Here is a 17,008-nt window from a genome sequence, read left to right on the forward strand (position 1 = left end):
ATGGCTGCTCTCTGGCTGAAGCTGCGCGCGGTACCCGGTTGGCTCTGGCCGCTCGCGGCCGGTGCGGTCCTGCTCGTGGTCCCGCTGCTCGGCATGAGCTATGCCATCACCCGGCAGATCGAACTGACGCTCATCCTCGCGCTCATCGTGGTGGGACTGAACCTGTCGCTCGGCTACGCGGGCGAACTGGCGATGGGCCAGGTCGCGATGTACGCGGCGGGCGCCTACACGGCTGGCATGGTCAGCAAGGCCGGCGTCACGGAACTGTGGGTGCAGCTGCTCGCGGGAGCGGCGGTCGCGCTGGTCGTCGGGCTGATCTCGGGCATCCCTGGCCTGCGCCTGGGCAGCTGGTCGCTCGCGATGACCTCGTTCTTCCTCATCATCCTGCTCCCTGACGTGCTGTCGATCTTCAAGGCGCAGACCGGCGGACGCAACGGACTCGCCGGCATCCAGCCGCCGACGATGTTCGGGGAGCCGATCAGTGGCGACACCTACTACGTCATCCTCGTGGTGATCACCATCCTGATCTTCGCGATGGTGCGCAACCTCATCGTCTCGCGCCACGGGTCGGCCCTCCGTGTGCTGAAACAGAGCCCCGTGCTGGCATCCTCCATGGGGATCTCGGTGTTCCGGGCGAAGCTCACCGCCTACGCGATCGGGGCTCTGCCCGCCGGCCTCGCCGGTGTGCTCTTCGCCAACCTCGACCTGTTCATCTCGCCCGAGGCCTTCGCGTTCTCCTTCGCGATGACGATCCTCGCGGCGTCGATCTTCGGGGGGTCCGCCAGCATCTACGGTGCGATCGTCGGTGCGGCAGTGCTGCAGTTCGGCATGAACCAGTCGACGAACTTCCAGCAGTTCGGGCTGATCATCGCCGGCGCCTTCCTGCTGCTGGGCGGTGTGGCCTTCACCGGCGGACTGTCCGGACTGATGCGGGCGCTCGTGCGGCGCGCCGACGCGGCCGCGCACGTCAAGGTCGGCACGGTGCGGCCGCAACCTGTGCCCGCCGAGATCGGCAAGCTCGACGGCGCGCTGCTGCGCACCGATCAGGTGTCGAAGGCGTTCGGCGGCAACCAGGCGCTGTCCGAGGTCTCGGTCGAGGCCAAGCCGGGCGCCGTCACGGCGATCATCGGCCCGAACGGATCAGGCAAGACGACGCTGTTGAACATGATCTCGGGTTTCTACCGGGCCGATTCCGGGACGATCTCCATCGACGGCGAGGCCGTGCAGGGGCTGCCCGCCTACAAGGTGGCGCGTGCGGGCGTGTCCCGCACGTTCCAGACGCCCAACGTGCCGGAGAAGCTCACCGTGCTCGAAGCCGTCGAAGCCGGGCGATACGCCGGAACGCGGGCGAGCATCCTCGCCTCGATTCTGCGGCTGCCCTCGTTCTGGCGCACCCACCGGGTGGACCGTGCCGAGGCCGAGCGGGCGCTCGCCCTGGTAGGGCTGACCGATCAGCGCGACCAGATGGCCGACTCGCTGCCGCTGGGCAACCGCCGGCTGCTCGAGGTGGCCCGAAGCCTGGTGGCCGCGCCGAAGGTGCTGCTGCTGGACGAGGTGGCCTCGGGCCTGGATGAGGACGAGCTCGACGTGCTCGAGAGCCTCATCCTCCGGCTGCGCGACGCCGGCATGACCGTCATCCTGGTCGAGCACAACTTCCAGCTGGTGCTGCGCATGGCCGACGAGATCTACGTGCTGGCCCAGGGCGCCGTGATGGCGCACGGGACGCCGGCCGAGATCGAACGCAACACCCGCGTCATGGAGGAGTACCTCGGCGTGACGGCGGACCACAACGCGCACACAGGAGGCGGCGATGAGTGACGAGATCCTGCTGGAGGTATCCGGCCTGCAGACCGGCTACGGCGACCTGAAGGTCGTGCGAGACGTCTCGCTCACGGTGCGACCCGGCCAGATCACGGTGCTGCTCGGGCGCAACGGTGCGGGCAAGACCACGACGCTGCGCGCGATCACCGGTCTGAACCGGGTGTCGGGCGGCACGATCTCCTTCGCTGGAGGGCCGCTGACCGCGCCCGCCCATCGCCGGGTCAGCCTCGGCATCTCGTATGTGCAGGAGGGCAAGCGGGTCTTCCGCGAGCTGACGATCGAGCAGAACCTGCTGCTCGGCGGATTCTCGCGCAAGAAGAGCAAGCGGGAGCTCGCGTCGGCTGTCGAGGAGATCTACCAGCTCTTCCCCATTCTCGCGGCCAAGCGCTCGCTGACGGCGGGGAGCATGTCCGGAGGTCAGCAGCAGATGCTCGCCATCGGCCAGGCCCTCATGGCGAAGCCGCGGCTGCTCATCCTGGACGAGCCCAGCCAAGGGCTGGCGCCGGTCGTCGTGAAGGAGGTCATGGAGCGGGTGCATGAGCTGCGCGACACCGGCATCGGCATCCTCCTGGTGGAGCAGGCTGTGCAGGACTCGGTGGCGATCGCCGACGAGGTGTCGGTCATCGAGATGGGCAGGACGGTGCTCTCCGGCCGGGCCTCGACGATCTCCGTGGACGACATCCAGCGGGCGTACTTCGGTGCGGCTGCCTGAAGCACCCGGCCGCGGTCCCGACGCGGCCGGGTGCGGGGGGGCCGTCGGGTGCGACCTCGAAGGCCGGGTGCGACTGCTCGAGGACCGACTGGCGATCCACGAGCTGGAGGGCGCCTACGCGCGGTCCTTCGATGAGAGGGACGGCGCCGCCTGGAGTGCGCTGTTCACCGCGGACGGCATCTACCAGTCGTGGGCGGAGGGCGATGCGCCGCCGGTGACGTTCGTGCAGGGCACCTCGGCCCTGCGGGACTTCTGCAGTTCGGCGCCCTTCGACGGCATCCACATGATGCACCTGCCGCAGATCACGCTCGACGGCGACCGGGCGACCGCGCGCATCCATCTCGAGTTCCACGGGGTCTGGGCGCTTCAGCCCGGAGCGCCGCGACTGATCATGGTCGGCGTCTACGACGTGGACTATGCCCGCGTGGGCGGCCGGTGGCGCATCGCCCGTCGGATCACCACCGCGTACAGCCGGGATCAGCGCACCGTGCCGGGCTATCCCGGGGCCGCTCAGGCCTGATCGGGCAGGTTCGTCCAGCCGCGGCCGCCGGCCTTTCCGTACCACCCGGATGCCGCGAGCGTGCCGCCGTCCACGGGGATCGTGTGCCCGGTGATGAATGCGGCGTCCGGTGAGGCCAGGAAGGCGACGACGCCGGAGAAGTCCTCGGGGATGCCGAAGCGGCCGGCCGGCAGCCACGACCGCAGCAGCGCGGGGTCCCGGCCGGCGAGCATGAGCGCCGCCGGGGTCTGCTTGGTGTCGGCCAGGTCCGGGGCGATGGCGTTGACCCGGATGCCGGACGGTCCGAGCTCGACGGCCAGGCTCTTGGTGAACGCCGACACACCGGCGTTGTACGCGGAGTAGACGGCGTGTCCGGGGATGCCGCGGAAGGCCTCTACCGTCGACACGTTGACGATGACGCCGTTGCCCCGGGCGAGCATCCAGGGCAGCAGCGCGTGGGTGACGGTGAACACGTGGCGGAGGTTGAGCTCGTGCAGCCGATCCCATTGGGAGGCCGAGCTCTTGGCGAAGAACGACTTGGCCGGCCGGAAGTCGCCCACGTTGTTGACCAGCACGTCCACCCGGCCGTGACCGGCCTCCACCGCCGCCCGCAGCGCGTCGACGGTCTCGTCCCGGGTGATGTCGCCGACGACGACCGTGCAGTCGCCGCCCGCCGTGCGGATCTCCTCGTGTGCCGTCCGGGCAGCCGCCTCGTCGATGTCGACGAGGATCACGCGGTCGCCGTCACGGGCGAATCGCCGGGTGATGGCTCCGCCGATGCCGAGTGCTCCTCCGGTGACGACGACGGTGCGGGCGGGGGAGACGTCGGCGGCATCCATATCAGCAACCTAGCATTTGGTTGGTATGCTGGACGAGCATGACGCGCAGATGCGTCAGGACACAGGAGACGACGTGAGTCTGGTCATCGACTTCTCGGGAATGGTCATCGCGATCACGGGCGGCGGGCGCGGGGTGGGACGGGGCATCGCCGCGGCGTTCCTCGAAGCCGGCGCAGACGTCGAGCTGTGCGGGCGCTCGCAGCCCGAGCAGCTGCCCACCGTCGGCGGGCGCACGGCCGTCTTCCGCTCGGTCGACGTGCGCGATCCGGACCGGGTCGACGGCTGGATACAGGACATCCTCGAGCGCCACGGCCGCCTCGACGTGCTGGTCAACAACGTCGGCGGGTCGCCGTTCGGCCGCTTCGAGGCCGGCTCGCCGCGGTATCTCACCGCCATCACAGAGCTCAACTTCCTCTCCGCCGCCTTCACGTCCCGCGCCGCCTACGACGCCCTCCGGGCCGCGCAGGGGTCGGTCGTCAACATCACCTCCATCAGCGCCCGGCGCCCGAGCCCCGGCACCGCCGTGTACGGCGCCGCGAAGGCGGCGCTGGAGAGCCTGAGCGCGAGCCTCGCCGTGGAGTGGGCCCCCGACGTGCGCGTCAACGCCATCAGCTGCGGGCTCGTCGCGACGGAGGGCGCCGTCGACCATTACGGCAGCCCCGAGCAGTACGCGCAGATCGCCCGCACGATCCCGCGCGGACAGCTCGCGACGCCCGAGGAGGTCGGGCGCGTCTGCGTCATGCTCGCCTCCCCGCTGGCCGCCCACGTCACCGGAGCGGTGCTCGCCGTCGACGGCGGCGGCGAATGGCCTGCCTTCCTCAGCCACACCCCGCACGCCGACATGGTGATGCGGGCCGATCGAACCGACACCTCCCGAGGAGCTCCGTCATGACCGAAGCCGTAATCGTCTCCGCCGCGCGATCGCCTATCGGGCGGGCCTACAAAGGCAGTCTGAAGGACATGCGCGCCGACGACCTGGCGGCCCAGATCGTCCGGGCCGCGCTGGACGGCGCCCCGGGGCTGGACCCGGCCACGGTCGAGGACCTGATGATGGGCTGCGCGCAGCCCGCGGGGCGACAGGGTTACAACATCGGCCGCATGGTGGCGCTGCAGCTCGGGCTCGACACGGTGCCCGGAACGACGGTGAACCGGTACTGCTCCTCGTCGCTGCAGACCACCCGCATGGCGTTCCACGCGATCAAGGCGGGCGAAGGCGACGTCTTCATCTCGGCGGGCGTGGAGACCGTGTCGCAGTTCGCGTTCGGCAAGTCGGACGGGATGCCCGACACCAAGCACCCCGGCTACCTCGACGCCGCGGATCGCACGCGGGTGCAGGGTGAGGATCCCGACTTCGTCTGGTCCGACCCTCGGGGGCGGGGCGAGCAGACCGACATCTACATCGCCATGGGCGACACCGCGGAGAACGTGGCATCGCTGCGCGGTGTGTCCCGTCGCGCCCAGGACGAGTGGGCCGTGCTCAGCCAGAACCGGGCCGAGGCGGCGGCGGAGCGCGGATTCTGGCAGCGCGACATCACCCCGGTGCAGCTGCCGGACGGCTCGTGGGTCGGCGCCGATGACGGTCCGCGCGCCGGCGTGACGCTGGAGAAGATCAGCGGGATGCAGCCGGTGTTCCGCCCGACGGGCACCGTGACCGCCGCCAACTGCTGCGCGCTCAACGATGGTGCGGCGGCGCTCGTGATCATGAGCGACGTGCGCGCCGCCGAGCTGGGCCTGACCCCTCTCGCGCGGATCGTCGCCACCGGCGTCTCCGCGCTGTCGCCCGAGATCATGGGGCTGGGTCCCGTGGATGCCGTGCAGCGGGCGCTGGCGCACGCGCGCATGAGCATCTCCGACATCGACATCCTCGAGATCAACGAGGCGTTCGCCGCTCAGGTCCTGCCGGCGATCGACGACATCGGCATCGATCCCGAGAAGGTCAACGTCAACGGGGGTGCCATCGCCCTGGGGCACCCGTACGGCATGACCGGCGCACGGATCGCGACCACCGCGATCCACGCACTGCAGGAGCGTGACGAGCAGTTCGCCGTCGAGACGATGTGCGTCGCCGGCGGGCAGGGGATGGCGCTCGTGCTCGAGCGACTCAGCTGACGCCCGCGCACGACGAAGCGGCCCGCCTCATCGAGGGCGGGCCGCTTCGTCGATTCCGGCGTCGTGGCTCAGTGTGCGACCTGGCGCAGGTCGGACTTCAGGATCTTGCCCGTCGCATTGCGGGGGAAGTCCTCGACGAAGACGAACTCCCGCGGCACCTTGAAGTTGGCCAGGTGCGCGCGGCAGAACGCGTCCAGCTCGACGGCGTCCGGCTTGTCCTCCGCGGTGTGCAGCAGCAGCACGTACGCGCGACCCACCGTGCCCATGCGGTCGTCATCGATCCCGACGACGGCCGACTCGTTGACGGCGGGATGCTTGCGCAGCACGTTCTCCACCTCTGCCGGATAGACGTTGAAGCCGCCGACGATGAACATGTCCTTGAGTCGGTCCGTGATCTTCAGGCATCCGTGCTCGTCGAAGCGGCCGACGTCGCCGGTGCGGAACCAGCCCTGCGGGTCGATGGCGGCATTGGTCGACTCCTCGTCCTCGAAGTAGCCGAGCATCACGTTGTCGCCGCGCAGCAGGATCTCGCCGTCCGTCCCCACCTCGACGTCTCGCCCGTCCTCGTCCACGACGCGGATCTCGACGCCGTGGACGGCGGGCCCGGTCGTCTGAGCGGCATGCTCCAGGGTTTCGCCCGGGCGCGACAGGGTCGCCACGACGCATTCGGTCAGCCCGTACGCCTGCGCGACCGTGCGGAAGCCGAGGATGCCGACCATGTCGTGGAACAGCGTGGCGGGCGCAGCGGTGGCTCCCGCGATGGCGAACCGCAGCGACGACAGGTCATACTCGGACAGGCGCGGGTGGTCCAGCAGCGACGTGAAGATCGTGGGGACTCCGGGCAGCACGGTGATCCCCGCGGACTGGATGAGCTCGAGCAGCTGATCGGGCTGGAACACCGCAACGGGGTAGATCGTCGTCCCCGCCATCAGCGCCGTGATCACCCCGGCTTTGTAGCCGAAGCCGTGGAAGAACGGGTTGACGATGGCGTAGCGGTCGTCGGCGGAGAGCTCCGCCCCCAGGGCCCAGGCGCGCGCGACGCTGAGCGTCTGCCGGTGCGCGCTCATGACCCCCTTGGGGATGCCCGTGGTGCCGGACGTGAAGAGGATGTCCATGACGTCATCGGGGGTGACCTGATCGATGGCGTCCTGCAGCCCGGCGGCGCTCAGCGCGGTCCCCGCTGCGAGGAACTCCTCCCAGCACAGGTGGCCGGCCTCGGCGCAGTCCGCTCCCGGGAGTGTGACGGCCACGCGCAGGTGCTCGAGGCCGGGATAGACGGCGCCTGCGGCGCCGAGGCTGGATGCCGCGTCGCGCAGTGCCGACGCGTAGGAGCGGCCCAGGAAGCCCTCGGCCATCACCAGGGCGACGGCGCGTGAGCGGCTCAGGATGACGGCGGCCTCGTTGCCGGTGTAGCGAGTGTTCAGCGGCACGACCGACGCGCCGATGAGCTGCGCGCCGAGCATGGCGAGGATGAACTCCGCACGGTTCGGTGCCCATACCGCGACGCGATCACCGCGGACGACCCCCTGGGAGAGGTATGCCGCAGCGACCTCGCGCACGCGCGTCTCGAGGTCGCGGTAGGTCACGGTGGTCGTGCCGTCCACGATCGCGGGATGGTCTCCCAGCTCGGCCATCTCCGCGAGGAGAGCCGGGATGGTGGTGGCTTCGGAGATTGTGGTGCTCATGCACGTCCCTTCGAGTATCGTGCGAACACCCCGGCGCGGCGACAGGCCGATGCACGCCGGTGTGCAGCATTTTTGAGCAAACGCTTGTCATAATAGAACTCCACCGAAGGAGCACCATGCCACCGAAAGCACGTGCGGGCCGCCAGGAGCAGACGTCCGAACGGCGGGAGCAGATCCTCTCGATCGCCGCCCGGCTGATTGCGCAGCGCGGGTACTCCGCCACGACGGTCCGCGACATCGCTGACGAGGCGGGGATCCTCTCGGGGAGTCTGTACCACCACTTCTCGTCGAAGGAGGCGATCCTCCAGGAGATCCTCCGTGGCTTCATGACCAGCCTCGTCGAGCGCTTCGAGCAGATCGTCGCCGAGGCGGGGACCCCGCGGGAGGTGCTCGACAAGCTGATCGAGCACGCCTTCGTCACCATCGAGCGGCAGCCGGATGCCGTCGGGCTGTACCAGAACGAGCTGTCGTTCCTCGTGAAGGAGCCGGGTTTCGAGTTCCTGCAGGAGTACAGCGCCCGCATCGAGACGATCTGGCTGGACCAGATCAAAGAGGGGCAGCGCGCCGGAGATTTCCGCGCGTCCCTGGATGCGGGCATCACCTACCGGTTCATCCGCGACGCGGTGTGGTCCACCGTCGGCTGGTTCCGCCCCGGCCGAGGGCACACGGCGGCCAGCCTCAGTGAGAACTACCTGGGACTTCTTCACGACGGACTCCTCGCCGGCTGACACGCGCGCCGCGTCAGTCCGCGACTTCGCGGGAGCGGCTGCCCCGGGGGTCGAGCACGTCGCGGATGAGCCGCAGCTCCTCCGCGTCCGGGCGGCGCGTCTCGGGTGAGCCAGCGACGTCGATGGCGAAGCCGGTGGCATCCACCACGCTCTGCGGGTCGACGCCGGGGTGGATCGAGCGCACCTTCACGCGGCCCGCGGTGTCGTAGTCGAACACGGCGAGATTGGTGACGATCACGCCGAGGTGGTGGAACTGCAGGGATGCCTGACGGGCACGGTCGTTGCCGACGCCCGAGACCATGTCGACGGACTCCACGAAGATGCGCGCGCTGTGCCGGGAGATCCAGTAATCCACGCGGTGGTTCGCCGTGTTCCCCGGTGCGCCCCGCACGCCGATGAGCTGGCGGGTGGGCCGATCCCAGTCCCCGATGAGCGAGATGTTCTGATTGCCGAACGCGTCGAGCTGGCTGGCGCCCATCATGGACTGGCGGCGCCCGGTGGCGAGGATGTCGAAGATGCGCCGGAACGGAGCCCAGCCCTCGACCGCCGGTGCCGAGGCGTCAGCCAGGCCGGGAGTCGGTGGTCCGCTCAGCAGGAAGGCCTCGCCATCGGTGAGCACGATGTCCGGTGCGCTGGTCAGCTTCGCCAGTCGAGCGCCGAGGGTCGGGATCACGCCGACGGCGTGGGCGAGGATCTCGCCGGAGTCGAGGTAGGTGTCTGCGCACGCCGCGATGCAGATCTCGGCGAGGGTGGCGTCGGTGGTCATGCGTCTCCTTCGGGAGCATGGAACTGGGCGACGGCGCGGTGGTATCCCGCCTCGTCGGTCTGGAGGAAGGTGCGATCGAAGAGCTGCCAGGCATCCGGGTCCTTGGCGCTGGTCGCATAGTGGCGCTGGAAGGCCTCATCGCGCCCGTAATCGGGTTCGCAGGTGGTGAAGTGCGCGCCACGGGGGGCCTCGACCACGGTCGAGACGTACATGCGGCTGAACAGCAGCGTGTGGAATGAGCCCTCTGACAGCAGGTCCTCCGTGGGCACCACCTGCTCGGCCGACACGATCGTGCGCTGCGCCGCCATCGCGAACAGGTCGTCGAAGTAGGGGTCCGGGCCCAGGAACTGCGCGTTGCCGCTCTGGTCTGCCCGGTTCATGTGCACGAGCGCGACGTCGAGGGGGAGGGCGGGCATGGCCACGTACTCCGCGTCGGAGTAGGGCGAGCGCACGGTGCGCAGGTGCGGGTTCGCCGGCAGCACGTCGGAGCCGAGGCCCGCGCGGATGGGGAGGAAGTCCAGCCGCGCCGCCGCCGCGCGCAGGCCCGTGACGAACATGCCCTCGTCGTACTCCTCGATCTCCAGCAGTCCCTGCTCGCGGGCGCGGGTGAACAGCGGATCGAGCGGGATGCTGTCGAGGGAGACGAAGCCGTAGACGAGGCGTCGGATCCGACCGGCGGCCGCGAGCAGACCGACGTCGGGGCCGCCGAATGCGACGACGGTGAGGTCGGTGAGGTCGTCGCGGCGGAGCATCTCGCGCACGAGCGCCATCGGCTTGCGCCGTGACCCCCATCCGCCGATGCCGATCGTCATCCCGCTCTCCAGCGAGGCGACGGCCTCCTCGATACTCGACCGTTTGTCCGACATCCGGCTTTCCTTTCGCGACGCTGCGAAGCGCTGTAAACCTAGCGCTTGTTTGGGAATCACAGTAGCATGTCGGAAAGGCCCATCGTCGAGGAGGACAGCTGTGGGTGAACCGATCCCTGCGGAGCTTGCCCTGCGGCCTCTGGGTGATCTTCAGGTGTCCGCGATCGGCATGGGGGCGATGACGCTGACGCAGGTGCCCGATGCGGACACGGCGCGAGGCGTGCGCGCCGTGCACGCCGCACTCGACGCCGGAGTGACGCTGTTCGACACGGCCGACTCGTACGGCCCCACCGAGGAGATGGGGGTCAACGAGCGCGCGCTCATCGCCGCGCTGCGAACGCATCCGGGTGACCTCAGCCGCGTCGTGGTGGCCACCAAAGGCGGCCACACCCGCGGGCCGAATGCCACATGGTGGATCGACGGGAGCCCCGCGCACCTCGCCCGAGCCGCCCGCGCATCGCTGCGTCGGCTCGGTCTGGACGCCCTGCCGCTGTATCAGCACCACCGGCCGGACCCGAGGGTGCCCTTTGCGGATTCGATGGGGGCGCTGCGAGCGCTCGTCGACGACGGGATCGCGCAGCGCGTCGGGGTGTCCAATGTCGACTCCGCGCAGCTGTCGGAGGCCATCGAGATCGTCGGGCCGGCTCTGGTCAGCGTGCAGAACGAACTGTCGCCGCTCGCGCCGCCGGCGGCGGATGTGCTGCGCCAGTGCGAGGCGCACGGGCTGACGCTGCTGGCCTGGGGGCCGCTGGGCGGCATGCGCGAAGCCAAGGCTCTCGGCGATCGGGCGCGCGCCATCGCCGCGGTGGCACGCGCCCGCGCCGTGTCCCCGCAGCGCATCGCGCTGGCATGGCTGCTGCGGCTGTCTCCGGTGATCATCCCCATTCCCGGCGCGAGCCGTCCGGAGAGCATCGTCGATTCGGCCGCCGCCGCCGGCGTCGTGCTCGACGACGACGAGATGCGCGTGCTGGGCGGTGCGGTTCAGTGAGGTTCTTGCAGCAGCTCGACGCGCACGCTATCGGGTCCGAGCACGTACACGTAGCGGTAGCCCTCCATCGGACCCTGGGTCGCCGTCATCGTCGCGGAGAGTGGCGAGTAGCCGAGGACGGCGACGCGCGCCAGCGCGGCTTCCAGGTCGTCGACGACGATCGCCGGGTGCGCGGCAGCCACATGTGCGGTGTCGGGGTCGATGGCGCGGGCGGGGGCGTGGCGATACTCCGCCAGCTCGATGAAGACCCCGTCCTGGCCCTCCACGAACGTGAGCACCACCTCGACCCCGGGATGGCCGACCGCGGCCTCGACGGCCGGACCGCTCTTGACGAGCGGGCCGATCACGGTGCCCTCGGTCGCGGCCGCATAGAACGCGGCCGCCCGGCCGGCGTCGCTGACGGTGATCCCCACGTGATGCAGACGTGTCATCTCACTCCAAACAAGTGCTTGTTAGGCAGTCAAACAGAGGAGCATTCATGAGCGCAACGCAGATCATCGATCTCAGCGGCAAGGTCGTCGTCATCACCGGGGCCGCCGGCGGACAGGGCAGGTCGCACGCCCGTCTCCTGCACGAGGTCGGAGCGCGGCTGGTGCTCACCGACCTCGACCCCGACGCCGTCCGCGAGGCCGCAGCGGAGTTCGGCGACGACGCCGTCGGGCTGCGGCACGACGTCACGTCGCACGGCGATTGGAGCGCCGTGGTCGAAGCGGCCGCTGAGCGCTTCGGGCGCATCGATGTCCTGGTCAACAATGCGGGCTTCTGCCCGGTCGGACCGCTGGAGGAGGCGGACGAGCGCACGATCCGGCTCACGCTGGACGTCAACCTGATCGGTCCCATGCTCGGCATCCGGGCGGTGCTACCGCTGATGAAGGCCACCGGGGGGTCGATCATCAACATCTCCTCGACGGCAGGCGTCGCCGGCTATGAGAACCGGGTGGCCTACTCGGCCTCGAAGTGGGGGCTGCGCGGAGTGTCCCGCTCGGCGGCGCGCGAGCTGGCACCCCACGGCATCCGCGTCAACACGATCTGCCCCGGGGCGGTGGACACTCCGATGATCTCGGAGGACACCCGTGAAGGCAGGGGCTTCATCTCGCGCATCCCCATCCCTCGGGCGGGGCGGCCGGAGGAGGTCTCGCGGCTGGTGGCCTTCCTCGCGGGCGATGCCAGCAGCTACTGCACGGGGCAGGACTTCATCATCGACGGCGGCCAGGTGGCCTGATGCCCGTCTATGCGTTCGACGGCGTCGTGCCGGTCGTGGATCCCACGGCCTTCGTCCACGAGACGGCGAGCCTCATCGGCGACGTCATCGTCGGGCCGGGATGCTACGTGGGTCCGTTCGCGAGCGCGCGCGGGGATTTCGGGCGCATCGTGATCGGCGATGGCTCGAACGTGCAGGATGGCTGCGTGCTCCACGCGTTCCCCGGCGTGGACGCCGTCCTCGAGCCCAACAGCCACGTCGGCCACGGCGCGACGCTGCACGGTTGCCGGATCGGGTCCTACGCGCTCATCGGCATCGGCGCCGTGGTCCTGGACGGTGCGGTGGTCGGCGAGAACGCCCTGGTGGGGGCCGGAGCGGTCGTCACGGCCGGGCAGGTGATCCCCGCCCGCAGCATGGCGCTGGGGTGCCCGGCCAAGGTGACGGGCGGCCTGGACGACGACGCGGTGGAATGGAAGCGCAACGGCGTGCGGCTGTATCAGGAGCTCGCTCGGCGCAGCCGGCTGACGCTCCATCGGGCCGACCCGCTCGCGCAGGTCGAGCCCGACCGGACCCGCGTCCAGTGGAGCGCGGATGCCGCGCACCCGCTGCACATCGCTCGCTCAGGACACCGCTAGCAGCGCGTCGGCCAGGCGGGCGCGCTGCTCCTGCGCGGTGCCGAACAGCTGACCGAGAGCGTGCGAGCGCTTGAACACCAGGTGCGCGTCGTGCTCCCAGGTGATGGCGATGCCGCCGTGCAGCTGCACCGTCTCGGACGCGATCAGCTCGAGCGCGTCCGAGCACGTCGCCTTGGCTGTCGCGGCGAGCTCATGCCGCTGCCCGTCGCCGTCGGCGAGCGCTCGCGCGGCCGCGCGGGCCGCGGTGCGTGCCGTCTCTGCCCGCACATGCATGTCGGCCAGGCGGTGCTTGATGGCCTGGAACGAGCCGATCGGGCGGCCGAACTGCACGCGCTGCTTCGCGTACTCCACCGTCATATCCAGCGCGCGGCGCGCGGTTCCGGCCTGCACCGCCGCCACCGCGGTGAGAGCGACCGCGTGCAGCTCGTCGAGCACCGACGAGCCGCCGTGCCCGAGCGGGCGGGCGGCGGCGTCGCGCAGATGCAGCGTCGCGACGCGCAGGGTCAGGTCCATCGCGGGCGTGGCGGTGCGTGGCACGGCGGCGGCATCGAGCACCTCGAACAGCCGCGGCCCCTCGGGCGTGCGGGCGATGACGACGAGGATGCCTGCTGTCTCCCCCTCGAGCACCAGCGGAACGTCACCGTTCAGCCGCCAGGTATCGCCGGGCGTGGCGTCGACCGACGCACTCGACGGGTTCCACCGGCCGACGGCATCGGCCCAGCCGAGCGCCGCGATGGTCGTCCCGTCGGCGATCGCCGGCAGGAGTCTCGCCGCGGCATCCTCGTCGCCGCTGAGCAGGATCGCCTGGGCGCAGATGCTCACCGAGCCGAGGAACGGCGAGGGTGCGAGGGAGTAGCCCAGCTCCTCCAGCACGAGCTGCGTCTCCTCGACGGTGTACCCGGCGCCGCCGTACTGCTCGGGGATGGCCAACGAGGCGACCCCGATCTCGCCGCACAGCAGCGTCCAGAGTTCCTCGTCGAAGCCGTGGCCGCTGTCGAGGACCCGTCGTGTCGCGGCGCTGTCCGCGCGCTGGGCAAGCACGTCCTGCAGGAGGCTGATGAGCTCCTGCTGCTCGTCGCTGAGGTGAAGTGCCACGGTGGCTCCCGGATCAGATCGTGTCGGAGGAGAGGAGGGTGCGGGCGATGCGGGCCCGGTGGGCCGCGGGGGTCCCCCAGACGCCGGCGAGGGCGGGCGCGAGGCCCAGCCAGATCCGCAGATGGTGCTCCGCGGTGTAGCCGATCGCGCCGTGCACCTGCAGCGCGATGCGGGCGGCGAGGCGTGCGGCGTCGGACGCGGCCACCTTCGCGGCCGAGACCGCGCGGTCGCCGTCGCCGTCCGCTGCCTCCAGCGCGGCGTTCCACAGCAGCGGGCGTGCGAAGGTCAAGGCGACGCGCACGTCCGCCAGCTGATGCTTGAGTGCCTGGAACTCGCCTATGGGGCGGCCGAACTGCTCGCGCAGCCCCGCGTAGGCGACCGCTTCGCGCAGCAGGCGCTCGCCGCTGCCGAGGAGGAGCGCGGCCGCGGCCAGGCTCGCCTCGTTGAGTGCGCGGTGTCGCATCCCGGCCGGGAGGTCGCGCGTCTCACCCTCGGGAGCGAGGAGGGACAGCCGGCGCGTGGGGGCGAGCGAGTCGACGCTCCGCGCGATCGTCGCGCGACGGATCGTGTCGCCATCGAGGGCGAACAGGTGCGTCGCGACGTCGGCGTCGAGCGCCGCCGGGGCGATGCCCGCCACGCTCGCGGTGCCGATGGCGCCGCCGGCGAGGTCCCGCCGCGTCTCGGGGTCGACGAGGGCGGGAAGCAGGGAGACCGACTCCAGGTACGGGCCGGGGGCTCCGTGGTACCCCAACCGCTCGAAGACGACGACGAGATCGCCGAGCGACCCCCCGAACCCGCCGTCCGCCTCGCTGACGCGCAGGCCGGTGAGTCCCATCTCCGCGAACGTGCGCCAGAGGCTCAGGCCGGCGGCGCTGTCGCCGGCCGCCCACTGCTGGGCGATGTCGGCGCCGCCGTGGTCGGTGACGATCTCATCGATCGCCTCGCCGAAGGCGACTTGCTCGTCTGTGGGCAGGAACCGCATCAGGCTCGCCTTCCGTCCGCGCCGCGCGGGAGTCCCAGGATGCGCTCGGCGATGATGTTGCGCTGCACCTCGTTGGTGCCCGCGTAGATGGGGCCGGCGAGGGAGAAGAGGTAGTCCTCCGCCCAGCGGCCGTCGTCCACGGCGCCTGCGCCGCGCAGTTCGGCGTCGGCGCCGAGCAGCCGCAGGGCCGACTCGTGGATCTGCAGGTCCAGCTCGGACCAGAACACCTTGTTGATGCTGCCCTCCGCGCCGACCTCGTGGCCTTGCTGCACGGCGCTGACGGTCTGCCAGGTGAACAGCCGGTAGGCCTCCGCGCCGATCCAGGCATCCACGACCGCGTCGACCTCCCGGACATCGGGCCGGGCGTCGTGCAGGTCGAGCAGGCGCTGGGCAGCCGCGAGGAACCGGCCGGGAGCGCGCAGGGACAGCCCGCGCTCGTTGCCGGCGGTGCTCATCGCGACGCGCCAGCCATCGCCGGGCGCCCCGAGGACGTCCTCATCGGGTACGAAGACGTCATCGAAGAAGATCTCGGCGAATCCCGTCGTCCCATCCAGCTGGGCGATCGGCCGCACTGTGATGCCCTCGGCATCGAGGGGGAAGAGGTAATAGGTGAGCCCTCGGTGGCGCTGCGCCTCGGGATCGGAGCGGAACAGGCCGAAGCCGCGGTCCGCCCACACGGCGCGCGAGCTCCAGATCTTCTGCCCGTTGAGCACCCATCCGCCGCGGGCGTCGTCGCGACGGGCGGTGCTGCGGATGGCCGCCAGATCGCTCCCCGCGCCCGGCTCGGACCAGGCCTGTGCCCAGATGAGCGATCCGTCCGTCATCGAGCGCAGGTACCGCTCCTGCTGCTGCGGGGTGCCGTGCTGGAAGAGGATGGGCGCCAGCAGGGAGATGCCGTTCTGAGCCACCCTGGTGGGTGCGCCGGCGCGGTAGTACTCCTCCTCGAAGAGCACCCACTCCACCAGGTCCGCATCCCGCCCGCCGTACTGTTCGGGCCAGGAGACGACCGACCAGCGGCCGTCGGCGAGCGTCGCCTCCCATTCCCGGTGCGCGGCGAACCCGGCCTCGGTGTCCATGGAGGGCAGGGGTGTGGCCGGAACGTTCTCCTCCAGCCACTGCCGCACCTCTGCGGCGAACTGCTGCTGCTGCGGTGTCAGATCGAGGTTCACGCCTTGGCCTCGTCTCGGATCGCCTTCACGCCGACGCCGCCGAGCGAGTCGCCGCCGACCTCCGCGTTGTGCGCGTGTGCGGCGTGATGCAGGCCGAACACCGAATCCATGCCCGCCCGCATGCCCTGCAGGTCCTCGGCCTGATTCACGGCCTTCTTCGCCAGGGCGAGACCCAGGCGCGGCATGCGCGAGATGCGCTCTGCGAGCTCGAGGGTGCGCTCCTCGAGCTCGGCGCGCGGCACGACGTGGTTGACCATTCCCAGCTCGCGGGCACGGGCCGCGGGGACGCGGTCTCCCGTGAAGAGCATCTCCTTCGCGGCGCGCGGATTCGTCACCCAGGGGTGCGCGAAGTACTCGACGCCGGGGATCCCCATCGTCACGACCGGGTCCTGGAAGAAGGCGTCGTCCGCGGCGACGATGAAGTCGCAGGACCACGCGAGCATGAGCCCGCCGGCGATGCACGCGCCCTGCACCATCGCGATGACCGGTTTGGGGATCTCGCGCCATCGCCGGCACATGCCGAGGTAGACCTCGGACTCACGGGCGAGGCGTCCGTCCACGCCGGGGGCTCCGACGTGATCCCACCAGATGACGGCTTTGCGTGCGAAGCTCTCGTCGATGTCGCGCTCGGGCGTGCCGATGTCGTGGCCCGCGCAGAAGTGGTCGCCGTGCCCGCCCAGTACGATGACCGCCACAGCGGGATCGTCCACGGCGCGCACGAACGCGGCGTCCAGCGCGTAGGTGACCTTCGAGTTCTGCGCGTTGCGGTACCGGGGCCGGTTCAGCCGGATGATCGCCGTGGACCCGTGCAGCTCATAGGTGACCACCTCGGCGGTGGGATCGCTGGTCATGGCGTTCCTCTCTGAACTCGCAATCAACCAAACAATCGCTTGGTTTAGGCGATACTATACGT

General features: G+C 70.4%; 18 protein-coding genes. 9 read left to right on the top strand and 9 right to left on the bottom strand.

Translation table 11 applies throughout. The features are described from left to right. From QNO26_RS01475 to QNO26_RS01485, 3 genes are all read left to right on the top strand, one after another. A complete protein-coding gene (locus tag QNO26_RS01475; RefSeq protein WP_257638713.1) occupies window positions 1-1,818 on the top strand; it encodes a branched-chain amino acid ABC transporter ATP-binding protein/permease in 1,818 nt (605 codons plus the stop codon). After that, window positions 1,811-2,533, top strand: a complete 723-nt coding sequence (locus QNO26_RS01480) for an ABC transporter ATP-binding protein (RefSeq protein WP_257533091.1) — start codon at window positions 1,811-1,813, stop codon at window positions 2,531-2,533. Before QNO26_RS01475 ends, QNO26_RS01480 begins: the two co-directional genes overlap by 8 nt. 67 nt (window positions 2,534-2,600) lie before the next feature. Continuing rightward, window positions 2,601-3,053 (top strand): nuclear transport factor 2 family protein, encoded by a 453-nt coding sequence (locus QNO26_RS01485; protein WP_257638712.1) that lies wholly within the window; start codon window positions 2,601-2,603, stop codon window positions 3,051-3,053. On the opposite strand, the gene QNO26_RS01490 is transcribed toward QNO26_RS01485, so the two are convergent. Beyond that, a complete protein-coding gene (locus QNO26_RS01490; RefSeq protein WP_257638711.1) occupies window positions 3,044-3,871 on the bottom strand; it encodes an SDR family NAD(P)-dependent oxidoreductase in 828 nt (275 codons plus the stop codon). The genes QNO26_RS01485 and QNO26_RS01490 overlap by 10 nt on opposite strands. A gap of 25 nt (window positions 3,872-3,896) precedes the next feature. Here QNO26_RS01490 and QNO26_RS01495 point away from each other — a divergent pair, with 25 nt between their 5' ends. Next, entirely contained in the window at window positions 3,897-4,763 is an 867-nt protein-coding gene (locus QNO26_RS01495; RefSeq protein WP_257533098.1) for an SDR family oxidoreductase, read from the top strand. Continuing rightward, the gene (locus tag QNO26_RS01500; protein ID WP_257533100.1) at window positions 4,760-5,980 is read left to right on the top strand and encodes an acetyl-CoA C-acetyltransferase; all 1,221 of its coding nucleotides are present in this window, start codon (window positions 4,760-4,762) and stop codon (window positions 5,978-5,980) included. Before QNO26_RS01495 ends, QNO26_RS01500 begins: the two co-directional genes overlap by 4 nt. 68 nt (window positions 5,981-6,048) lie before the next feature. Here QNO26_RS01500 and QNO26_RS01505 read toward each other — a convergent pair whose 3' ends face one another. After that, entirely contained in the window at window positions 6,049-7,665 is a 1,617-nt protein-coding gene (locus QNO26_RS01505) for an AMP-binding protein (RefSeq protein WP_257638710.1), read from the bottom strand. A gap of 116 nt (window positions 7,666-7,781) precedes the next feature. On the opposite strand from QNO26_RS01505, the gene QNO26_RS01510 reads away from it, so the two are divergent. Next, on the top strand, window positions 7,782-8,393 hold the full coding sequence (locus QNO26_RS01510) for a TetR/AcrR family transcriptional regulator (RefSeq protein ID WP_257533104.1): 612 nt from the start codon (window positions 7,782-7,784) through the stop codon (window positions 8,391-8,393). A gap of 13 nt (window positions 8,394-8,406) precedes the next feature. On the opposite strand, the gene QNO26_RS01515 is transcribed toward QNO26_RS01510, so the two are convergent. Both QNO26_RS01515 and QNO26_RS01520 read right to left on the bottom strand, forming a co-directional pair. Next, window positions 8,407-9,159, bottom strand: coding sequence for a CoA-transferase subunit beta (locus QNO26_RS01515; protein WP_257533106.1), 753 nt, complete (start codon window positions 9,157-9,159; stop codon window positions 8,407-8,409). After that, on the bottom strand, window positions 9,156-10,025 hold the full coding sequence (locus QNO26_RS01520; RefSeq protein ID WP_257533108.1) for a CoA transferase subunit A: 870 nt from the start codon (window positions 10,023-10,025) through the stop codon (window positions 9,156-9,158). Before QNO26_RS01520 ends, QNO26_RS01515 begins: the two co-directional genes overlap by 4 nt. A gap of 100 nt (window positions 10,026-10,125) precedes the next feature. On the opposite strand from QNO26_RS01520, the gene QNO26_RS01525 reads away from it, so the two are divergent. Continuing rightward, window positions 10,126-11,013, top strand: coding sequence for an aldo/keto reductase (locus QNO26_RS01525; protein WP_257638709.1), 888 nt, complete (start codon window positions 10,126-10,128; stop codon window positions 11,011-11,013). Here QNO26_RS01525 and QNO26_RS01530 read toward each other — a convergent pair. After that, window positions 11,007-11,444, bottom strand: coding sequence for a VOC family protein (locus tag QNO26_RS01530; RefSeq protein WP_257533112.1), 438 nt, complete (start codon window positions 11,442-11,444; stop codon window positions 11,007-11,009). The two genes, QNO26_RS01525 and QNO26_RS01530, sit on opposite strands and share 7 nt — an antisense overlap. Before the next feature lie 47 nt (window positions 11,445-11,491). Between QNO26_RS01530 and QNO26_RS01535 the strand changes: the two genes are divergently transcribed. Together QNO26_RS01535 and QNO26_RS01540 are read left to right on the top strand one after the other, a co-directional pair. After that, window positions 11,492-12,235: an SDR family NAD(P)-dependent oxidoreductase gene (locus tag QNO26_RS01535; RefSeq protein WP_257533114.1), complete on the top strand. Its 744-nt coding sequence runs from the start codon at window positions 11,492-11,494 to the stop codon at window positions 12,233-12,235. Further along, a complete protein-coding gene (locus tag QNO26_RS01540) occupies window positions 12,235-12,849 on the top strand; it encodes a gamma carbonic anhydrase family protein (protein ID WP_257533116.1) in 615 nt (204 codons plus the stop codon). The genes QNO26_RS01535 and QNO26_RS01540 overlap by 1 nt, the downstream gene beginning before the upstream one ends. Here the strand turns inward: QNO26_RS01540 and QNO26_RS01545 are convergent. Genes QNO26_RS01545 through QNO26_RS01560 form a run of 4 tightly spaced genes read right to left on the bottom strand, consistent with a single transcriptional unit; the run spans window position 12,835 to window position 16,946 of the window. Further along, the gene (locus QNO26_RS01545) at window positions 12,835-13,944 is read right to left on the bottom strand and encodes an acyl-CoA dehydrogenase family protein (RefSeq protein WP_257533118.1); all 1,110 of its coding nucleotides are present in this window, start codon (window positions 13,942-13,944) and stop codon (window positions 12,835-12,837) included. The genes QNO26_RS01540 and QNO26_RS01545 overlap by 15 nt on opposite strands. Before the next feature lie 13 nt (window positions 13,945-13,957). Further along, window positions 13,958-14,926, bottom strand: coding sequence for an acyl-CoA dehydrogenase family protein (locus QNO26_RS01550; RefSeq protein WP_257533119.1), 969 nt, complete (start codon window positions 14,924-14,926; stop codon window positions 13,958-13,960). Continuing rightward, window positions 14,926-16,095, bottom strand: coding sequence for an acyl-CoA dehydrogenase family protein (locus QNO26_RS01555; RefSeq protein ID WP_257533120.1), 1,170 nt, complete (start codon window positions 16,093-16,095; stop codon window positions 14,926-14,928). The genes QNO26_RS01550 and QNO26_RS01555 overlap by 1 nt, the downstream gene beginning before the upstream one ends. Further along, window positions 16,092-16,946, bottom strand: coding sequence for an enoyl-CoA hydratase (locus tag QNO26_RS01560; protein ID WP_257533121.1), 855 nt, complete (start codon window positions 16,944-16,946; stop codon window positions 16,092-16,094). Before QNO26_RS01560 ends, QNO26_RS01555 begins: the two co-directional genes overlap by 4 nt. Between the last annotated feature and the right edge of the window lie 62 nt (window positions 16,947-17,008).

It is taken from the genome of Microbacterium sp. zg-Y1090, assembly GCF_030246945.1.
GTDB lineage: Bacteria > Actinomycetota > Actinomycetes > Actinomycetales > Microbacteriaceae > Microbacterium > Microbacterium wangruii.

Excerpts from the sequence above, each read along its gene's own strand:
- QNO26_RS01490 (WP_257638711.1), bottom strand. The coding sequence starts at position 3,871 with ATGGATGCCGCCGACGTCTCCCCCGCCCGCACCGTCGTCGTCACCGGA.
- QNO26_RS01535 (WP_257533114.1), top strand. The coding sequence starts at position 11,492 with ATGAGCGCAACGCAGATCATCGATCTCAGCGGCAAGGTCGTCGTCATC.
- QNO26_RS01510 (WP_257533104.1), top strand. The coding sequence starts at position 7,782 with ATGCCACCGAAAGCACGTGCGGGCCGCCAGGAGCAGACGTCCGAACGG.
- QNO26_RS01520 (WP_257533108.1), bottom strand. The coding sequence starts at position 10,025 with ATGTCGGACAAACGGTCGAGTATCGAGGAGGCCGTCGCCTCGCTGGAG.
- QNO26_RS01500 (WP_257533100.1), top strand. The coding sequence starts at position 4,760 with ATGACCGAAGCCGTAATCGTCTCCGCCGCGCGATCGCCTATCGGGCGG.
- QNO26_RS01530 (WP_257533112.1), bottom strand. The coding sequence starts at position 11,444 with ATGACACGTCTGCATCACGTGGGGATCACCGTCAGCGACGCCGGCCGG.
- QNO26_RS01495 (WP_257533098.1), top strand. The coding sequence starts at position 3,897 with ATGCTGGACGAGCATGACGCGCAGATGCGTCAGGACACAGGAGACGAC.
- QNO26_RS01480 (WP_257533091.1), top strand. The coding sequence starts at position 1,811 with ATGAGTGACGAGATCCTGCTGGAGGTATCCGGCCTGCAGACCGGCTAC.
- QNO26_RS01475 (WP_257638713.1), top strand. The coding sequence starts at position 1 with ATGGCTGCTCTCTGGCTGAAGCTGCGCGCGGTACCCGGTTGGCTCTGG.
- QNO26_RS01550 (WP_257533119.1), bottom strand. The coding sequence starts at position 14,926 with ATGCGGTTCCTGCCCACAGACGAGCAAGTCGCCTTCGGCGAGGCGATC.
- QNO26_RS01505 (WP_257638710.1), bottom strand. The coding sequence starts at position 7,665 with ATGAGCACCACAATCTCCGAAGCCACCACCATCCCGGCTCTCCTCGCG.
- QNO26_RS01515 (WP_257533106.1), bottom strand. The coding sequence starts at position 9,159 with ATGACCACCGACGCCACCCTCGCCGAGATCTGCATCGCGGCGTGCGCA.
- QNO26_RS01560 (WP_257533121.1), bottom strand. The coding sequence starts at position 16,946 with ATGACCAGCGATCCCACCGCCGAGGTGGTCACCTATGAGCTGCACGGG.
- QNO26_RS01540 (WP_257533116.1), top strand. The coding sequence starts at position 12,235 with ATGCCCGTCTATGCGTTCGACGGCGTCGTGCCGGTCGTGGATCCCACG.